The 19,563-nt window shown below is 63.1% G+C and carries 9 protein-coding genes; all 9 read right to left on the reverse strand.

What is annotated here, in order from left to right; all coding sequences use genetic code 11:
* Nucleotides 1-20: 20 nt before the first annotated feature.
* The 9 genes from ACFPN2_RS02850 to ACFPN2_RS02890 all read right to left on the reverse strand — a co-directional run bounded on the left by ACFPN2_RS02850 (nucleotide 21) and on the right by ACFPN2_RS02890 (nucleotide 19,550).
* Nucleotides 21-752: a DsbC family protein gene (locus ACFPN2_RS02850; protein ID WP_380594773.1), complete on the reverse strand. Its 732-nt coding sequence runs from the start codon at nucleotides 750-752 to the stop codon at nucleotides 21-23.
* A gap of 4 nt (nucleotides 753-756) precedes the next feature.
* Nucleotides 757-3,180, reverse strand: coding sequence for a tetratricopeptide repeat protein (locus tag ACFPN2_RS02855; protein ID WP_380594775.1), 2,424 nt, complete (start codon nucleotides 3,178-3,180; stop codon nucleotides 757-759).
* 9 nt (nucleotides 3,181-3,189) lie between these two features.
* Nucleotides 3,190-3,834, reverse strand: coding sequence for a hypothetical protein (locus ACFPN2_RS02860; protein WP_380594777.1), 645 nt, complete (start codon nucleotides 3,832-3,834; stop codon nucleotides 3,190-3,192).
* A gap of 20 nt (nucleotides 3,835-3,854) precedes the next feature.
* The gene (locus ACFPN2_RS02865) at nucleotides 3,855-5,522 is read right to left on the reverse strand and encodes a putative porin (RefSeq protein ID WP_380594779.1); all 1,668 of its coding nucleotides are present in this window, start codon (nucleotides 5,520-5,522) and stop codon (nucleotides 3,855-3,857) included.
* A 38-nt stretch (nucleotides 5,523-5,560) separates the two neighbouring features.
* Entirely contained in the window at nucleotides 5,561-6,196 is a 636-nt protein-coding gene (locus ACFPN2_RS02870) for a TonB C-terminal domain-containing protein (RefSeq protein ID WP_380594780.1), read from the reverse strand.
* 13 nt (nucleotides 6,197-6,209) lie between these two features.
* Nucleotides 6,210-6,617: an ExbD/TolR family protein gene (locus tag ACFPN2_RS02875; protein WP_380594782.1), complete on the reverse strand. Its 408-nt coding sequence runs from the start codon at nucleotides 6,615-6,617 to the stop codon at nucleotides 6,210-6,212.
* A complete protein-coding gene (locus ACFPN2_RS02880; protein WP_380594784.1) occupies nucleotides 6,617-8,431 on the reverse strand; it encodes a DUF2341 domain-containing protein in 1,815 nt (604 codons plus the stop codon). The genes ACFPN2_RS02875 and ACFPN2_RS02880 overlap by 1 nt, the downstream gene beginning before the upstream one ends.
* Nucleotides 8,432-8,589: 158 nt before the next feature.
* The gene (locus ACFPN2_RS02885) at nucleotides 8,590-9,192 is read right to left on the reverse strand and encodes a hypothetical protein (protein ID WP_380594786.1); all 603 of its coding nucleotides are present in this window, start codon (nucleotides 9,190-9,192) and stop codon (nucleotides 8,590-8,592) included.
* On the reverse strand, nucleotides 9,162-19,550 hold the full coding sequence (locus ACFPN2_RS02890; RefSeq protein WP_380594788.1) for a filamentous haemagglutinin family protein: 10,389 nt from the start codon (nucleotides 19,548-19,550) through the stop codon (nucleotides 9,162-9,164). Before ACFPN2_RS02890 ends, ACFPN2_RS02885 begins: the two co-directional genes overlap by 31 nt.
* Nucleotides 19,551-19,563 lie beyond the last annotated feature (13 nt).

A 19,563-nucleotide genomic window follows, 5' to 3' on the forward strand; every position in this document is an offset into this window, starting at 1 on the left:
GACGCGCGCCGGCGTATTTATTACCGCTTGTTGGTCGCGGCGATCTTTGTTTCTAATTTATCCAGCGCGATCGCGCCGGGCACGCGCGAGCCGTCCGGGAAGAACATCGTCGGCGTGGAATTGATCCTGAGCTTCTCGCCCAGCGCCGCCAGCGGCGCGAGCGGCGTGTCCTTGCACTCCGGGGCCTGCGGCGGCGCCTTCTTGTTCAACATCCATTCGCTCCAGGCCGCCGCGCGATCGCTGGCGCACCAGATATCGCGCGCCGCATCGCTCGCGCCCGGGTGCAAGCCTTCCAGCGGGAACAGAAAGATATAAACCGTCACGTCGTCGAGCTGGTGCAGAGCGCGCTCGAGCTCCTGGCAATACGGGCAGAAAGGATCTTCGAAGATGGCAAACTTGCGCCGCCCCTGCCCTTTGACCAGCTTGATGGCCTGCTGGAACGGCAGCCCGGCGAAGTCCACCTTGTTGAGCTCGTTCCAGCGAGTCTGCGTCAGGTTCTCGCGCGTCTTCACGTCCATGATCTGGCCGAGCACCAGATGCTCGCCCTTGGCGTCGGAATAAACGATTTCGCTGGGCGTCACGACTTCGTACAGCCCCGGCAACACCGACGGCCCGACCCGCTCGACCTTGATGTCCGGAAAGCGCTCGGTCAGCGTCTTCTGCAAAGTCGTGGCCACGTCGTCGGCCGCGGGCAGCACAGCCGAGTACATCGCGCTCAGCACTGCGAGCGCGATCGGAAAAGTCTTGTTCATGTCTTCAACCGGATTGTTTGAGCTGATCGAGCGTGGTGCGCGCTTCATCCCTGCCGAAGAAGGGCTTGCCATGATCGAGCGCGGCTTGCAGGCTTTCCCGCGCAGCGGCTTTGTCGCCAGCACGCAGCTGCGCCATGCCCAGGTGATAACGAACCGTCGCGGACTCCTTGCTGTTCGCGGCAGCATCGCGCAGCAAGTTCACGGCGCCTTGGAAGTCGCCGTTCTTGTACTTGGCCCAGCCGCGAATCTCGAGCGCGGACGGCTCGTTGGAATTCGCCAGGCTCTCCGCCAACTGCGTCGCCCGCTGCACGCTGGCGCGGTCTTCCCGATAGTTCAGCAACAGCATCGCCAGGTTCCTGCTGGCGAGCGACGACTTGGGCTCGCGGCTCACCCATTGCTCATAGACTTTGATCGCCTCGTCGGGCTTGCCGGCGCGCTCATACAAAGCCGCCAGATCGATGGACAGATTGCCCGCGTGCGTGCGCTCGATGCCGCGCTGGAAAGCAGCGATGGCCGCGTCATTTTGTTTCTGAGACAACTGCGCCAAGGCGAGGCCGCGATACGGCATCCACCACTCCGGTGCATGCTCGATCGCTTTTTCGAACGACTCGACCGCAGCCGCCGATTGACGTTCGGCAATCAGCAGCTCGCCCCGCAGATTGTGGGCCACGGCGTTGCTCGGCGTACGCTCGATCGCCGTCGCCAGGCGTGCGAGTGCGCGCTTGTTATCTTTCGCAACCGCATCCAGACGGACCAGCGCGGTCAGCGGCTCGTTGACCTGAGGCTGCAGCTCCAGCGCCTTCTCATAGTTCTGGCGCGCGAGCTCCGAATTGCCCTGCGATTCAGCGACCAGGCCCGCGTAGTACCAGCCCATGGCCGCCTTGGGGCGCTGCTGCTGGACTTTCTCGGCAGTCAGCTGAGCGGCAGCGAAATCCTTGGTCGCCAGCTGCGCCTTGAACTGCGCGTCCTGGATCTCCGCATCGTCACCCACCCCTGGCATGCCGGCGACCGGATCCAGAATGAGTCGCGCCTGGTCGGCCTTGCCTTGTTTCAACAACAGCTGAGCCAGCGCTTTGCGGGTCGGCAGCTCGCTCGAATTACTCTGCAAGGCAGAGCGAAATGTTTCTTCCGCCAGCGCGACCTCATTGTTCTGCAGATGGGCCTGGGCCAGCGCCCGCAAGACCGGCGTCGAGTTCGGCTGATCGCGCAATACAGCTCGCAGATCGGTGATAGCGGTGCTGGTATCGCCCTTCTGCAAGGCCAGATTCGCACGCAGGATCAACGCATCGTTGTCGCGCGGGTTTTCTTCGAGCACTTCGTCGATCAGGGCCTGTGCCCGCGCGATGTCATTGCGCGTCAGATACAACGCAGCCAGGCGAGTACGCGCGCTCAACCCCTGCGCATCCCTGGCGGCATCCTTCGCCACTTCCTGATACAGCTTCTCAGCTTGCTCCGCCTTGCCCTGCCGCTCCAGATAGCCGCCGATCGCCAGCTTCAGCTCGATATTGTCCGGATCCTTGCTCATCATGGCCTGCATTTCCTGGAGGCCGGCCTCCTCGCCCCGCTGCGACCAGAGCAGATCGAGCAACGCGAGCCGCGGCGCGATGTCGCCGGCTTTGCCATCTTTCTTGCTATCGGCCAGCGCGGCAATGGCGTCACGCCAGGTAGCTTCCGCTTTCGGCAGATCCTTGCGGGACAGATAGAAGCGCGCGAGGCGCGCGTGATGCGAGAAGCTCTTCGGCTCCAACGTCACAACTTGCTTGAGCTGCTGCTCCGCCGCCGCATAGTTCCCGCGGCTCGCTTCCAGATCCGCCAGCACGACGCGCAGCTCGACGTTCTTCGGCAACTGCTCCAGCCCGCGATTGATCACCTCGATGGCCTTGTCCAGACGCGCGCTCTGTTTGTACAAGGACGCCAGCAGCGAGATCGTGAATTCGTCATTGGGTGCGATCTTGATCGCGGCCTCGGCATCTTCCAGCGCAGCGGGCAGAAGCCCACGCTGCGCTTGCACGGCGCCGCGCACGGTCAACAGCGCTGCGCTCTGCGGATCGTCCTTGAGACCGGCTTCGACCAACTCCAGACTCTTATCGGGCATGCCGCCGAACAGCAGCAACCGGGCCAATGCCGCGCGTGCCTGATTGAACTTTGGATTGGTATCGAGCACGGCTTGATAGTTGCCGGCTGCCTCACGGATCTCGGCCTTCTTCTCCGCTACGCGACCGGCGAGATAACGTGCCTCGACGTAGTTCGGATCGATCTGTAACGCGTTACGGGCTTCGATGCGCGCCTTGTCGTAATTTTGCTCGGCAAAGTATTTCTCGCCGCGCTCCAGATAGCTGACCTTGCGCGCTTCGCCGTTGCTACACGCAGCGGACGCGACCAGCGTGGCGGCAATCGCCGTCCATCGGACCAGGCGTGAAATAGTCATGCAAACCTCTCAATTCGCCGGAGCCGCCGCGGTCTTTTCTTTGACGCGCAGCTCATCGACTCGATAGCGGTAATCGTCGATCAGATTTTCCAGCCGGGTGCGGCTGATCTTGGTGAACGGCTCCTTGTCGGTCAGCGAGCTCCACACACCCCGGTCTTCGACTTTGCGCAGAATCTCATCGGTCAGCAGATACATGCCGGCGTTGCGATCGACGCAGGTCTTGAGGTCGCGCTCCTGAGTCGAGGTCTGCGCGCGTAACTGATCGCGCTCGGTTTCGACAGTCTTCAGGGTCTCGCCGGTCTCGCGATAGCGGCTCACGAGCTCCTGCATTTGCGAGCTCTTGCGAGTCAACGCGTCGTTGAGCTCCTGCACGGCCGCCGACTCCTTGGCCGTGGCACCGGCGGCGACTTTCTTCGCACGCTGCTCGGAAGCAGACAACGCGGCGGCGGCACTAGCCAGCTGCGTCTTCAGGTTCTCCACATCCGTCTTGAGCCTGGCGTTTTCAGCCTGCATCGCGGTCTTCTCTGCCGTGAGCTGCTGAAGCTGCTGCATGACGCGAGCGTTGTCGTTGCCGCTGCGCTGTACCTGCGCCGTGGCACCGAACGCCAGCAGCAAGCTCAACGCGCCCAGCGTCAGTCGTGACAGAACGGTCATGATCGTCTCCTCACGTCGTCCTAGAACGTACCGTTGATATCGAGCATCGCCGTATCCACGTTGACCGGCAGCGCATCGATGGACTTGGTGCTGATATAACGCAACGACAGCGCGGCCCGATTGCGGAACCACCAGTCGGCGCGCAACACATAACCCTTGGCGTCGGTGCCGCCGAGATTGAAGTCGGAATCCGTGAAGGCGTCGACCACCGCGTCGCGCTCGAGATGTTTGTAAGCGACGTACGCACGCCAGTCGCCGCGTCCACCGGTGCGCGCTGTACCGAAACCTATTTCGCCCTGATAGCCCGTGGTGCGCTCGCGTCCATCCGTCGTGCGATCCACTTCCGGAATCGCCAGCACCTGGTCCTCGTCGTAACCGAGGTTGCGCACGTAATCGCCGGTGATGAGCAGCTTGTAACTTCCCATCGGCACTTCCAGCACCGCGGTGGCGTTGGCGAGGTGATACTCGGTGGCCAGGGCGAACAGATAAGTCGACGAATTGTTGTCGTTGCGAATGTCGAAGAGCGTGTTGCCCTTCTGCATGAACTTGGGCGCGGTGTAATCGAACGCTCTGCTATCGAGCACCGGGTTACGGATGCCGGTGATGTTCTCGAAGTAGTAATAAGCCGCGGCGATCTTGAAGCGGGCGCGATCAGCCCACGACCAATCCACGCCCAGCTGTCCGGCGTACAGCCACTTGTCATCCGTGCTCAGCTCGATTTCCTGCAGCGGGAATGCACCCGCGGTGACGAACGCGTAGCTGGGCGCGGCGCCCGCGCCGCCAAAGCCGAGTCGCCACGTGCTGGCGACGCCGTCGAAATTCAGATCGGCATCCCACACCAGATCGGTGGACAGGAACGGGTTCGGATTGCGACCGCCATACACCGTCATCCACGGCAGCTCCGAATGCGCGCCGGCGTCGAAACGCAGATAAGCCTGATCGACCGCGATGTCGAAGCGGCTGCCGTATTGACCGAGAGTCTGGTTGGTCGACACCGGATCGCCGGGATTGCCCGTGGCCAGACGCACGACGGCGGTGATTCCGTCGCTGACTTGAGCTTGCAGCCCCGCGCGCAAGCGAACGCGCGTTCGGACGCGCTCCGTGGTGATGTTTCGGTAGATGCTGCTCAGATCATTGACCGCGATGCCGCCGGCCTCGTTGACCGCCTGGTAGTCGAGCAAACAAAAATCCGGGCCCAGCCTGCAGCCCGACGGGACGATCGGCATTTCCTGGTCATAGCGCTCCTCACGCAACCGGATGTCGCCGAACAGCTGAATCCCATTGAGCCAATCCGGCAGTGCGCCCGGCACGCCCCACTTCTCTTCCTTGGCCTGCGCGATCACTTCCTTGGTGACTTCCGGCTTCAACTCGGCACGCACTTGTTTGCTGATTTCGTCGCGCACGATCTGCGGGACATAAGTGACGCGCACCGCGTCCTTCTCAGCGGCGTCGACGTCAGCCTTCGCCTTGGCAGTGTCCGCGGCCTTCGATTGCGCATCGGCAACCATCTGCGCGGCCTGCTCGCTCGTGATCACATTGCGCTTCACCAGACCATCGAGCAGATTGATGACGGTGTTGCGCAGCTCTTCGAGCGATTGCGCTTCGTCGCTCTGCGCGAAAGCGGTGTTGTGAGCGGCGCACGCCAGGACGGCGGCGATGGTCACGCTCAATCGAGTTCGGTTCGACATTCCCATTCTCTTGTAATGCCCGTTCGCAAATAAAGTTGTCAGCGTGAAATGACCCGGATCGTCGCCAGCGCCGGCACTTCCACCGGCCGGCTCTGACCGATATTGCAGCCGGTGCGACCGCGGATCGCCGCGTCGATCGCCGCGTTACCCGAGCTGCCGACCAGATCGACCACCCGCATGCTGCCGTCTTTGTCGACCTGCACTTTCACATCGACCTTGTAGCTGCTGCGCCGAACGGCCTCGTCTTCGGAGATACAGCCTTCCAGACTCTTCGCGACCAGGTCGGTGTACCAACGGAACGGCGCCGTGCCGCTGCCAGGAATGAATTCCCGACCGCCCTTGCGTGCCGCGAGACCGAAGCCATCGCCGCCGGCGGAGCCTTCGGCATCCACGCCCAGGCTCCCGGCGGGCGCGGCGTCCTGAGGCGCCTGCTCCGGCTCCTGCTGTTCGATCGGCTCTTCGATCTTTTCTTCCGGCGGCGGCGGCGGCGGCGGTGGCGGCTGATCTTCCGGCGGTCGCACGATCTTCACGACCTGCGCCACCTGCCGCTGCGGACCGTCCGGCTTCTCTGCCATCATCCTCATCACGAACTTGATGAGCACCACACCCACCACGAGCACAATGACCGTGCCGGCGGCCAGCGGCACGTAGCGTTGCCAGCGGTGTTTGTTCACAACGCGCGCTCCGCTACTTGACCAGTCGCTGCGTCACGAGACCGAGTTGGGTGATCTCCAGCCGTCCCACCAGGTCAAGCACGTCGACCACCTTCTGATATTGAATCGTGGAGTCGGCTTTGATGATCACCGGCAGCTCCGGATCCTGCGCCTTGTATTGACGAAGCAGATTCTCGAGCTCCGGCAACGTCACCGGATACGTGTCGAGATAAATCGTGCCATCGGCGGTGATCGACACCGCCTTGGTCTTCGGCTTGGCCAGCGCCGGCGTCTCGCTCGCCTTCGGCAAGTTCACCTTGATGCCTTGCACGGACGCCGTGGTCATGATGATGAAGATCACCAACAGCACATACGCGAGATCGAGCATCGGCGTGATGTTGATCTCGTCGTATACGTCTTTCTCTTCGGCTGATGCAGACATTAGCTGTAGTGCTCCGCGACTCGCGTGACGAACTCGTCGACGAACACACGCATATCGGCGTTCACTTCCTTGATCTGCGTGTTCAACCAGTTGTAGCCGAACAAGGCCGGGATCGCGACGCCGAGGCCGGCGACGGTCGCGGCCAGCGCGGCGGCGATACCGGGCGCGATCGCGTTGACGTTAACGTCGCCGCTGGCCGCGATGGCCGCGAACGTGATCATCACGCCGACCACCGTGCCGAGCAGTCCAAGGAACGGACCGCCGGCGATGGCGATAGAGAGCAACACCATCTGCGACTGCAGTTTCTGCGTCATGCGCACCATGGTGGCGTCCATGGTGGCGCGGATCGCTTCGATCGACTGCGGCGTCAGTGTCGTTGCCGCGCGGGCGCCCGCCGACTTCAAGCCAACGCGTCCGCTCATCTGCTGCACGCCGTGGTGATACAGGCGATACAGGGTGGAGAACTTGAACTTGGTTTCGCCTTTCTCGCCGAAGTGCGGCATGAACGGCGACTCATCCAGCGCGGCATCTCCTGCCTCGTCCTTGCTCTCTTCGTGATCCAGCGCGGTCGGATCGCCGTGCATGGCCTGATATTCCTTCAGGAACGCGGCGTTCTGTTTCTTGATCTTGGACAGGTAGGTCGCCTTGGCGATCATGACCAGCAAGGCGATCACGAACATGATGGCCAGGATGATGATGACCACCCAGCCGTCGACGGTGACGTTCTGCATCGTCACCTTGAAATAGGAAACATCGCCGCCTTCTTTCTGCGCGTCCGCGCCGTACACGACCAACGGCGATTCCTGGCCTTGCGCCTTCGCGGAAGCCGCGATCCATTCCGGCGCGCGTGCGCTGTTGGCGACCTGCACTTCGTCGACTTCGCCGATCAGGCCGTTGCTGCCGGCGGTGCTGTTGCCGATGTTCAATGTGCCGGCGATCTCGACCGGCTGCGCGGCCACGTTCGCCGCTTCCTTACCGTCGACGAACAGAATCAACTTGCCGCCGCCCACGGTCGCGGCGACGTGATGCCAGGCGCCGGTCGCGATCTGCTCCGAACTCAGCGCTTCGACTTCTCCGCTCGCACCGGTCAGCGCGGAATAAACCTGCGCGCCGCGAATGCCGATGACCCAGCGCTTGCCCTGATCGTCCAGGCCGACCACCTGCGCATTACCTTGCGGCTGATCGATACGCACCCAGGCGGACAGCGTGCCGCCCTTCGCTGGGATCAAGCGCAGCGAGGCGGTCGACGGCTTGCTGATGACCGAGCTGCCCGCGAACTTCGCACCGCCGCCGATCAAAGAAGCCGGCGTCATTTCCGCGGTCGACGATGCCGCGTCATTGTCGTTGGCCGTGCTGTCGGCGAGTGCTTCGGCATCCGCGCCGAAGTGATAAACCGCCGCCTGCGTAGCGTCGTAAGTGTCGGCGGCGGGCGGCGCCGTCGTGGCCTTCTGATTGCCGTAATAGAGATAAATCTTTTCAGCGTTGCTGGCGCCCGCGATACGCGGCACCCGCACCCAGATGAACGCCATCTGATTGGTGGGATCGTAACGCTCGATGTGAAACTTCAACGGCGTCTTGTCGTCGCCGGCGACCACGCGCATGTCGCTGCCGTCGGGCTTGGTGTCGCCGAAATAACCGAAGTTGCCCAGGTGCAGGCGGACCAGCACCGGCACATCCACCGGCGTCGCCGCGATATCGGCCGCCGCGGGGGTCGAGTCAAAGGTGATTTCCTTGCGGAAATTCCACTCGTCATTCCACCAGGCATGGCTGGCCATCGGCAGACAACAGAACAGCACTGCAAGTAACTTGCGCACGGGATTTCGCGTCTCGGCTTGGTCTAATGACGATGTATTTAATGGTTTACAGTTCGCAGCCGGCGAACTGCGGCCGGAATTATTTCCATCCGACGTGATGATTTCGTGACAAAGACACTATGAATTTCGGGCGTCATGCACGTGTATGACACTCGCAATCACTCGCTCGGCGCGGGCTCCTGAGTGAGCTCCCGATAAACCTCGCTGGCACGCGACGCCACGCTGCTATTCGCGTCCGCCGTGGCTAGATGCACGATCCTGAGGACGGCGTCTTTCGCATCGCCCTGCTCCGCGAGGACCCGCAGTGAATTGAGGGCGCGAATACGATTGCGTACAGCGGAGTCGGAAGTGACGACAGATTGCAGCGCCTGCAATGCCTCCGGCGTAGCCGCACTCAGCTGATCGATAGCCGTCGCTCGTTCCTGAGGTGCCTCAGCCCGAGTCGCCTGCTGACTCACTTCGCTCAAACGCACGCGTTCCTGCTGCCGCCCGGTGTCTTCCGAGACTGCGACCGGAGCGGCTTCAGATACGACAGAAACATTTCTGGCGGCAGGCTTCGACACAACCACCGGCGGCGGCGCAGCCGCGAGTGGCTGCGGCTCCGTTTCGGAACGCTTGCTGATCAACGCAGCAACCGGATTGTGCGGATCCGTCACTGCGAAGTACCCCAGGAACCCGAGGTAGGCGCACACAAACAACAGCGCGTGCGCCCGATAGAGTTTCCAGCCGATCACAGCGTGGTCGACTGGCGCTTCAAGCATTCCAGATCGTCGCCCTTGCAGCCTTCTTCGCCGAGGCCGATCACGAACACATCCAGCCACGACAGCGCGGCTTGCGCCATCGGTGCGCCGGACTGTTCGCGAGAACCGGAATCGTCGACCGAGGTCGCCGCCGACTTGCTGGCGCTGCTCGCCGCCGAAGCGACACCCGCCAGGCTCGCGCCCAGACCGCCAGTATCGACCGGCACGCCCACCGCGATGCCGCTCACCGAAATGTTGTCGGCACCGAGCACCGCCGTCGCCGCAATCGTGAGATTGCCCGCGACGATACCCGCATCGCCGGCGTTGACTACACCACGAGGCGCGGCGAGGACCACGTCTCCCGGCTTGTGCTCGGCAGTGGTGGCACGCGTTTGAATGCCGCTGCCCGACAACGCCGCGTCATAAGTGACGTACGCGTGTCCATCATTGTCGTAGGTGACTTTGAACGTCGGCGCGGAGATCGCCGTCTTCGCACCTCGACCGGCATCGACGTCGCCGTTGGAGGACCACACCAGGATGTCGCTGTCGTTGATCGCGAAGATGCGCGACTCGTTCACCAGCACGTCGCCGTCGGTAACGATGCCGATGTCGCCGCCGCGACGGGTGACCAGGCCCAGCTCGCTGGCGTCCTTCTTGATACCGAATCGCTCCAGCGTCGCGGCCGACAGGCCGGCGTTCACGCCACCGCCCGGCGTCAGCAAAGTGATATCGCCGCCATCGACCGTATAGATACGGCTGAAATACAGACTGATGTCGCCGCTGTACGGATTGTTCTCGGCATCCGTGCTGCCGGGGAACAACGTTTCGAGCGCCGCGAAGCCACGCGAATAGTCATCCTTCATTTCCAGCGACGCCGCTTCCTTGGCCGACTCCCGGATCTCCGAGAGCAGCACGCGATGGAGGAAGGTGCGCTGCTGCTTGGAGCCCAGCGCAGCGAACGCGACGCGAGCTTCGCCCGCATCGGCGGGACGATCACCGGTCAGGGTCTGGATATAGTCCGTGAGCGCGGCAATATAGTCAGCGGTCTGCGCCACGTAATTGTCAGCGAACGAGGCATAGTCGGGATTCTCGTCGCTCAGGCCGGCTAGCGCAGTGATGCTGGCGCCTCCCTCGGGCAGCGCGAGGTTCACATCGTTACCCCGAGAAGTCACACCCGTTGAGGTCGCCAGGTCGATGTCGCCGCCGGCGGCAAGTAACAGCTGACCGGGGCCGTCGACGGTGATGCCCGCCTCATTGCGCGCCAGTCCGCCCGCGGCGCTCGACATCGTGTAGCGAATGTCGCCGCCCGCGCTGATGGTGCTCACATCGGAAGCCACCAGATTCTGGATGACCACATCCAGATCGACGATATCGCCGCCGGCATGAATATCGGCAGCCGCGCCGAAGTAGCCGGAGCCGGTGACGTCGCCATTGGCCGCAACGATGCGCGAGGAAAGCAACGTCCCGTCCTCTGCGGCCTGCTGCCGTACCGGCGTGTCCGCGTTGAAGATTCGCTTGCTGTTTCCCTTCCAGATGGTCAGCGCCGAGTATAAGTCGCTGTTGAATTTATCGATGGCGGTACTGGCCACCGGCCGGTCCTGATCGGGCATCAAGCCCATGTCGACATCCGATACGATGACGTTTAGATCCACATCCTGGTACGCGCGCACACTCAGCGTGCCGTTCTCATCCGGCATGAGCGTTCCCGCGATTCTCGCGCCACCACGCAGAGCGAGCATGTCGACGGTGCCGGGCAACAGCGTGAATGCCAGCTCTGCCTGGTTCGCATCGGTGCCAGTCCACAGGTAGTAATCGTTGATCGCGCCCCGGTTGGACACCAGGGAGACGTCCCCGCCCATGGACTCGATCGCCAACGAGCTCTCCGACGAATAGGTGGAGAACGTGCTATCCGTCGATGCCGCGTTGCCTTGTGAGGAACCTTGCGGCAACAGAGTCGGTGTCGCCACGCCGCCGAGAGTCACATCCTGCCTCGCCGCGACTGTCGCCTGAGTATCACCGAGCAGCAGCAGCGGCCCGAGGCCCGTCGGCTGGCCAGTCACATCCAGGCTCCTGCCCACCTCGCCTGATGCGCGCAGATCGATCTTGCCGCGACCGGAATAGTAAGTGCCGTTCTGGATATCGCCACCCGCTGTGACATTCACATTGCCGCCGCCGATCACTTCGAGATTGTTGGCCGCAGCGGTCTTGTCGTTGGTGGGATTGGCCGCCTGCCGGCCAATCGTGACGGTCGACACCGACAGGTCGCGAACGTCGTTGCCCGCGGTCACGCTGACATCGCCGCCAGCGAGCGCACCGACGCCCTGGTGGAATCGCGAGAAATTCACGGTCCAGGCCGTGGAGCGACTCGGATTGTTGAAGTCTTCCGACACCTTACCGATGCGCCACAGCCAATCGGTGATCAGTTGATTGGTGGGCGCACCGATCACATTGCGACCGGCGGTGAGCGTGATATCGCCGCCGTTGGTCGGATAGTAGAGCCCACCGAGCTGATTGCCCTGACCGCGCACGGTGCCATAGATCATGCCGTTGCTGGCTTCACCCGCGGTGTAAATCATCGCCGCGTCGTTGCTCAGCACGATGTCCGACGCCGCAGCCACGTCGATGCTGCCTGTGCCGGTACGCACGACGGTGTAACCGGCGGCCGATGAGCTGTCGACTCCGTTGATGAGGACGGTGCCGACCGCCGTCGACGCATGCGTCGCCATCACATTGGCGCTGGCGGTATCCCCGCCGGCGACCAGGTTATAGGACCAGCTGTCGCCGAAGCCGAGACCCAGCGTGAAGCTGTTCTCGTCGATAAAGCCATCGCTCAGCGATTCGTTGAAAGTGAGATTGCCCGCGGCGCGCAGCGTCAGCACGCCGGGCTTGGTCGGGGCGCCCGTGCTGTCGGCGAAGCGCCAGGCCGCCATGTTCCAATCCGAGTTCAACGCCAGGCTGCCATCGCTGGCGCCGGATTGAATCTCGATGCCGGTGACCACCTCGAGACCCGTCAGCGTCGAATTGCTCAGCGCCGTCGCGATCTCATCGCTGTGCGCGGCGAACGCGGCAGCGGCGTCATAGATGACATTGCCGGCCATCGCCACCGTGTCGTTCGCATCGAGGATGCCGTCGGCATCGACATGCACCGCGAAACCTTCGACGCTCACGTCGGCCGTTCTGCTCCAGTCGCCGCCAAGGTGCACGGCATCGTTGCCGGCATCGGCATCGATGACCGTCAACAACGACGACTGCGGCAGACGAATAGAAACATCGCCGTCGCCGGTCGTTCCTTGCTTCGCGCCCGCGGCCACCGTAGCGATCGTCGCGCTGTTGGTGACTTCCAAGCCGCCGTTGCTCACGCTCAGATCGATGCGACCGTTGCGTTCCGTGTCGCCGGTCGAGCGAGCATCGAGCGTGCCGCTGATCGTCATGCCGTTGCGGGCCGACAGATTGATACGACCGCCGTCGGCGTCGTGAGCAACGATGCCGCCCGCGACCACGACGCTACCTTGGTCTGCAGTCATCGACACAGACGTTCCACGCACCGTCGCACCGCTTGCCACGGTCAGATCGCCGGCGCCTCGCTGACGGAAACTCAAATCGCCCGCGAAGCCGCTGCTCGCGAGCTGCTGAGTCAGCACGCTGAAATCGCCAAGCTGCTGAGCGTCGGCACTGAAGCTGCCAGCCGTTCCTTCGGCGCGCCCATTGAGCGTGCCCGCCACTTGCAGATTGCCCGTGGCTGCGGTCAGCCCGATGCTGCCAGCGTTTGCACCGCCGGCCGCAGAAACATCGATGCTCGAGCCCGCGGCCAGCTCCAGATTGCCGCTGGCGGTTTCCAGGTTCACTTTGCCGCCGTGGCTATAGGCCACCTGGTCGGCAAGCTGAGTGGCACGACCGCTGACATCGATCGCCGCGGTTTCGCTCAGCGTGATGCCGCCCTGAGTGGCATCGGTCGCATTCAATGTCACGAGGCCCGAGGGCAACTCGATTCGCGTAGCCAGCTCGATCGCACGGGCGTTCAACGTGAACGAGCCGCCGAGATCGTTGACCGCCGCGAGCGCTTGATTCGAACCGCTGTTCGAAAGCGTGGCCCTGCCATCGGCGGTGATGGTGAGATCCACGCCCGACTTGGTCGTGATACGTTGCGCGCCAAGTTGCAGATCGCCGCCGACGACATTGATCGCCGTCGTATCGTCCGCACGTACTTCGCTATTGGCCAACAGCGCGACCGTATCGAAGCCGGACAGCTCGACCGCGTCGTCGAAGATCACGTTGTTTGCTGTGACATTGAAACGGCCGCCGCCGATGGAGTCGACTGGATCGATCAGCGCGTTGCCGCCCCGGAACGCGACATCGCCAGTGGCGGCGATGGACACCGTGCCGTCGTTATAACCTCGGATCGCCCGAGCATTCAGATTCAAATTCGTGAGTGCGAGCGAAACGTCGCCGTACCAGTCGATGGTGCTGCGGCTGTTCAAGCTCAACGTACCCGCATCGAGTTGTGACAACTGAGCCGCGTCCAGCACCCAGCCGGTGACCGAAGGATCCACGTTGCCGAGGCTGATCACGTTACCTGTCATGGAAACTTCGCCGCCGACGGCGGACAACGCGCCCGCCAGCTGTGCATCGCCGGCGGATTCCAGACTGATGGAACCGGACGTCGCGGTCAGCGTCGAGCCACTGACGAGAACCACACGGCCGTTGTTGGTCGAGTTGCTACGATTGACGTCCGCAGCTTCACCAGTAGCCACGCGCACGAAGGCACCGTTGCCACGCAGGTTCACATCCTGTGACTGCACTTCCGCACCGGTCGCGGCGATGCTCGCGTTTTGCTCGACCGTGACCGTATTGGTCGCGGCCAACATCACTTCCGGCGCCTGCAACGACGCGCCGGACGCGATCGTTACTGTCGAGGAGCTGGTGTCGATGCTCACACCCTGCGCGCCTTCGCGACGCACGCCGCCGAGCAGAATCGACTCCGCGCCGAGCGCATTCAAATCTGCCGCATCCAGAATCAGCGCACCGCCAGTACCACCGGCGCTGCCCGCATTTGCGACCACTTCAATGGCGTTACTCGCAATATCCAATGCCGCGCCTCGGCCGCCCTGAGCAATGTCAGCTTGCAATGTTCCTTCGAGCGTCAGCGACTCGATGGCGGTGATCGCCACAGTGCCGGCATCCTTCGGCAATCGCTGCGCCAGTAAGTCATCGCCCTTCGGGGCAAAGAAATCATTGGCGTTGGCAACGGCGTACTTGGCTTTGTTCTGAACCTGCGTGCCCTTGAGGACCGCAAATCCCAAGCTACGCGCGCTGTCGCGCAGACCGCTGCCGGTGTATGTGTAGTAGCCGGAAACGACGTTGCTGCCGTCCGCCAACGTGTACGATTCGGCCGCGGTGATGTCGCGATAACCAGAGACCGGCCGCACCAGATACGCCCCTGGCAACAGCGCGTACTTGGCCGGCAACATGATGTAATCGCCCGCCGGCAAATCTTTGGTGCCGGACAGATAAACACTCTTGCCGGCCTGGAAGCCGCCGTCGGCGGCGTAGATCGCGGCATCGTAGGCCGCAGCCACCACGCTGCTCGCGGGCACGATGGCGAAACTGCCCAGGGTGTTGTCTTCGCTGAGCACGTCCTGCTTGCCGGTCGTGCCGGAACTGAATTCGGTGGCGAGCAGATTGCCGCCGCCGCTCACATCCAGCACCGCGCCCTCTTCCAAAGCGACGTTGTCGCCGTTGAGCTCGATGCGCTGATCGACGATGCGTTTACCGTTCTCGCCGTAAACGATCTTGTCGCCGCCGAGCACATACACCCAGTTCAGGCCGCCTTCGGTCTCGCCGTAGAGCACGTTCAAGCCGGCGCCGCTGGTGGATGTGACGCTGCCATCGGCAAGCGTGATGTTCGGCGAATCGATCTCGATGCTGCCGAAGGGTGCGCGCACCGTGCCGGACTGCACGACATTCGGTGCCGACAGCGTCAATGCGCCGCCCGCAGACAGAGCATCGCCCGCCACGCCGTTCTGCTCGACCCGCAACGTGCCGTCGGTGCTACCGACGCCCGCCGCTACTTTGAATTCAGACAGCGTGGTCGGATACACCTGCGCCGCGCTCAATGTGAGATCGCCGGCAGTGCTCAGCGAACCTTGCAGCACCTTCAATCCCTGATCGCCGAGCGGATCGACCAACACGCCGGTCAGACGCAAATCGCCGCTGGATCGCAGCGTGGCCGAGCCAAAGCCCTGCAGGACGCTGGTGCCGATCACATCGATCTGTTTCGCATCGACTCGCAACGTGCCCGTACCCGCCAGAATCGGCGGCTGGTACTGAACGTTGTTCAAGTCGATTTCCGAGTTGCCCAATGTCACTCGCGGCGCGCTCAGCACCGCATTGCCGCCATCCGAAGCGACCACGGCGGCATTCAGCACCACACTGCGAGCGAGCGCGAGAGAAACATCGCGGTCGAACTCGATCCGTCCCGTGTGCACGACGTTCGCCGACGTACTGCGTTCGGCGGTCCAGACCGTTCTGGCATCGAGCTCGAGCGCGTCGAAACCGCCGCCGGTGATCTGATCCGCCGCCACCACGGCCGTGCCCTGGTAGCCGACCAGCGTGGAGTCGCCAAAACTGATGTCGAGCGCGCGTTGTGTGATTTCGATGGTGCGATCGCCGCCCGGGAACACGGGCTCGTTCCCGGGCGGGAAGCGCGTCAGTCCAGGATCGTTGCGCAATGACATGTCCAGCGCAATGCGCAGCGTGCCGCCTGCGAGATTGCCAGGATCTCCCGATGCGCCGCGAATGTCGCCACCGATCAGAATGGCTTCGGACGCTTCGATATCCAGACGACCGCCGGCCGAGCCGACCTCGCGGATCTGATAACGCCCTTGCGTATCCGACTTGACGGACAGCGCCGCCGACGTGCCGGAAACATCGATGAGCGAACCGGAAGAAGTGATCACGTGACCGCGATCGGCGTCGATGCTGATAGTGCCGCCGCTGCGGACTTCGCCGATGACGCGTCCCTGGTTGTCCACCTCGGTAACCGCTGCACCACGCGCCAACAGTTGCGCGTTGCTGCCGAGCCAGATGCCTTGATCGGCAAAATACTGACCCGTGCCGTCCGGCGCGATCGCCAGGCCGCTGTTCAATCCCAACTTGATGGTGCCGGCTGCCGCGGAAACCGTACCGTCCACGAGCAAACGACTGGTCGAACTCAGATCGATCGTCGCGCCGACCTCTCCGATGATGCTGGCACCCGTGCGAATGACCAGATTCTCAGCATTTGAGAAGGTCGCTGCCGTGTAGCTGCCGCCCGAGCCCGGTTGCGTCGGTTGCGCCCACAACGTCAGATCCACCGCCTTACGGTCGATGTCCTCGAGCAATCCGACCGTCGCGATATCGCTGAGCGACGTGCCGGTCGCGAAGCGGCTCAAATCTCCGGACAAGGGCACGAGCCAGTTCTGTTGACGCAAGGTCACCGTGGTGTCCGCAGCGACTTCGATACCGCCGCGATTGCTCACGATGGAATAACTGCTGAAACCACCCGACGCAAAGAACTCTGGCGTCAGCCACAACGTCCCGGCGGAGGTCTGTTCGCACCCTGATGCGGTCGCTGCGATACAGGCTCCGGTCGTCGTCAACGACAGGCTGCCGCCGTCTTCGAGTCCGTAGGCACGCAACTCGCCACCCAGTGTCATGGCGGTGACCGCGCCAACCGCGTCCGCCGATTGGGAGTTGCTCAATACAATCGAGCCCGCCTTGCCGGCGACCACGTCGCTATCGCTGGTGAACTGCGCGCCGCCGGACACGTCGATGACGCTGCCGCTTTCCAACGTCAGCGAGTTACGTTGCGCTTGCAATCGCACGCTGCCGCCATTGATGGACAACGGAGCCGTACCGACCTCGCCGCCGTTTGCGCTGGCAGTGTCGTTGACCCATGTGCCGCTGGTATCGAGCCGAGCACCGCTTCTCAGCACCAGCCCATCGCCCAACTCACGCGAGGTAAAGGTAGGCCGAGCCGTGAGCGCGAGCTGACCGCCGTGACTCGTCACCGAGCCGGCGATGTCGATTGAGCCGGCCGTTACATTCATCGTACCGCCGGGCGACAAAGTCACATTCGCGCCCTGCGCCACCGTGACGGCGCCATTGGCCCGCAAGGTCAGATTTCCGATGCGGTCTTCGCCGAACAAATCGCTCCTCAGCAACACCGTGCTGCCGACGTCGCCGAGCGAATCGGTGAGCGGATTGAAGTCCGCTGCCAGTGCTGAGTACGCGTTGTTTGCAATCGTCACATCGCCGACGACGTAGTCGGCCTCGTCGCCGCTGGCGGTGGTCTTACCGAGAATGAGCGTGCCGCTCAGCGGCAGCTCGTCGTACGGCCGATACAACGCCGAGGCATTGACGGTGCCGCTCAGCTCGCGCTGATTGCGTCCCACCACGGTTTCCGCCCGAATCGCGCCATCCAGAACAGTTCGATTGCCGACGATCTGCACGGAGCCGGCGTCTTTGCCTTCGACGTAGCCTTCCTCGTAATGGCCCCGCGCGCCGCCCGCGAAATACGTGCGCGTCACACCCCAACGCCGATCGAACACGGTGTGGACGCCACTGTTGGTCGCCGCCACGTAGCTGCGATCCGCGATAGCCTTCGAGATGTCGTAAACCTTGCCGTCGGCGCCGATCACGTTGGAGGTGTTGATATAACCGCCGGCGAAATTGATCGAGCCGCCGGAAATGTCGATGGTCGCGCCCCGCTCGACCAGGACATCTCCTCTGGACAACAAATTGACGGTGCCGCCGGTCAGGCTGCGCTCCTCGACATTCCGCTGAATGCCGCCCACCCAGCCGCTCAGATCGCCGATGGGGCTGCCGACCCAGGTCGTGCCGTCGGCGCGCGTGCCGGTCTGACGAATATCGATGTAAACCGTTTCGCCGCGCAAAGCGCCGTCCCGCTGCAACTCGCTGTTGGCCAGCTCGTCGCCGCGCAGCTCGACCCTGAGCACGTTGATCTCCATGGTCTTGTCTATGTGCGCGCCGGAGACGTCGATCAGCGCGCCGGCGCCGACGAATAGTCTCGAGCCGTCGCTCGCCGAGGTTGCTTCGTCGGCCAGCTCGTGCGCTTTCGCCAAGGAGATATCGCTGATGCTGCTGCAATCGACACACGCAGCCAATGTGACATCGCCATGTGGCGCGATGACTTTCGCGTTGTCTTGCACGACGATCTGTTCGCCGATGCCGACGATCCGGGACACGGGCTGCGGATTGCTGTCCACCGTGGTCGCGCTGCTGCTATTGAGCTGCACTTCCGTGACGCTGTTACTGCCCAGAACCAACGTGCCACCGTTGTGGCCAGTCAACGTGACCGATGTACCGGCAACGGCCTGCACCGATCCGCCATCGCGCGCCACCAAGCGGATGGAGCCGCCTTCGTTGACAGACGTGGTCGCGGTAAGACGTCCCAACTGATTCACCGCCGCGCCAGCCAGTGTGATGTTGCCGCGCTCGGCGATGATCTGGCCGACCAGCCGCGTCTTGTCGGTGACGCTCGAATTTTCTTCGACACCGTTGACCACAGTGCCGCCGGTGCCGACTTCCACCCAGATGCCGCGCAGATTGTTATCCGCGCTGCTCGCCAGATACACCGAATCGCCGGCCGCGAGCACCGTCTGACCGTCCGGCGTCGAAATGTTGCCGTAGTTGTAAACGTTCGGCGCGAACATGAAGACCTGGCCGCCGTCCTTGGTGGTGATGGTGGCGCCCTGCCCGACCGTCACATCGCCGCTCGTCAATACATTGCCGCCCGCGTCCCGGTACAACTGGAACGCCGCCTGATTTCTCTGCCCGGCCGCGAGCAGATTGGTGCTGCCATCGGCGTTGAGCGACAGGCTGGAAATATCCAGCGAGCTGGCGATCAGGCCGGCGACGTTCACCACCGCGCCGTTGCCGAACACGATGCCGTTCTGATTGAGCAGATAGATGCGACCATTGGCGCTGAGATTGCCCATGATCTGGGACGCGCCGTTCTGATAGATCCGGTTGAGCGCCACCGAATCGCTGTCGGGCTGGACGAATGTGACGCTGGCGCCGCTTGCGATATCGAAGCTGCGCCAATGCAAGACCGCGTTCGCGGCAGTTTGATTGATGGTCATCGAGTTGCCGGCGATGGCAATGCCCGAGACCCCGCTCAGCGCGTTGTTGATGACGCTGTTGCTGTTACCGCAGGTCGCGCCCGAAACGCAGATCACCGGCAGCGGGTCCGCCTGGACCGTGGAAACAAACAATCCGGCCGTGGCCGCCGTAGCAGCCAACGACACGCCGCGCAGCACGCATCGCACTGCCTGAGCCAGCATCCGAACATTCGAGCGCTGCGTCACCGAGTCAACCATGCCCATCTCCACA

The organism is Steroidobacter flavus (assembly GCF_042651805.1).
Taxonomy (GTDB): Bacteria; Pseudomonadota; Gammaproteobacteria; order Steroidobacterales; family Steroidobacteraceae; genus Steroidobacter; species Steroidobacter flavus.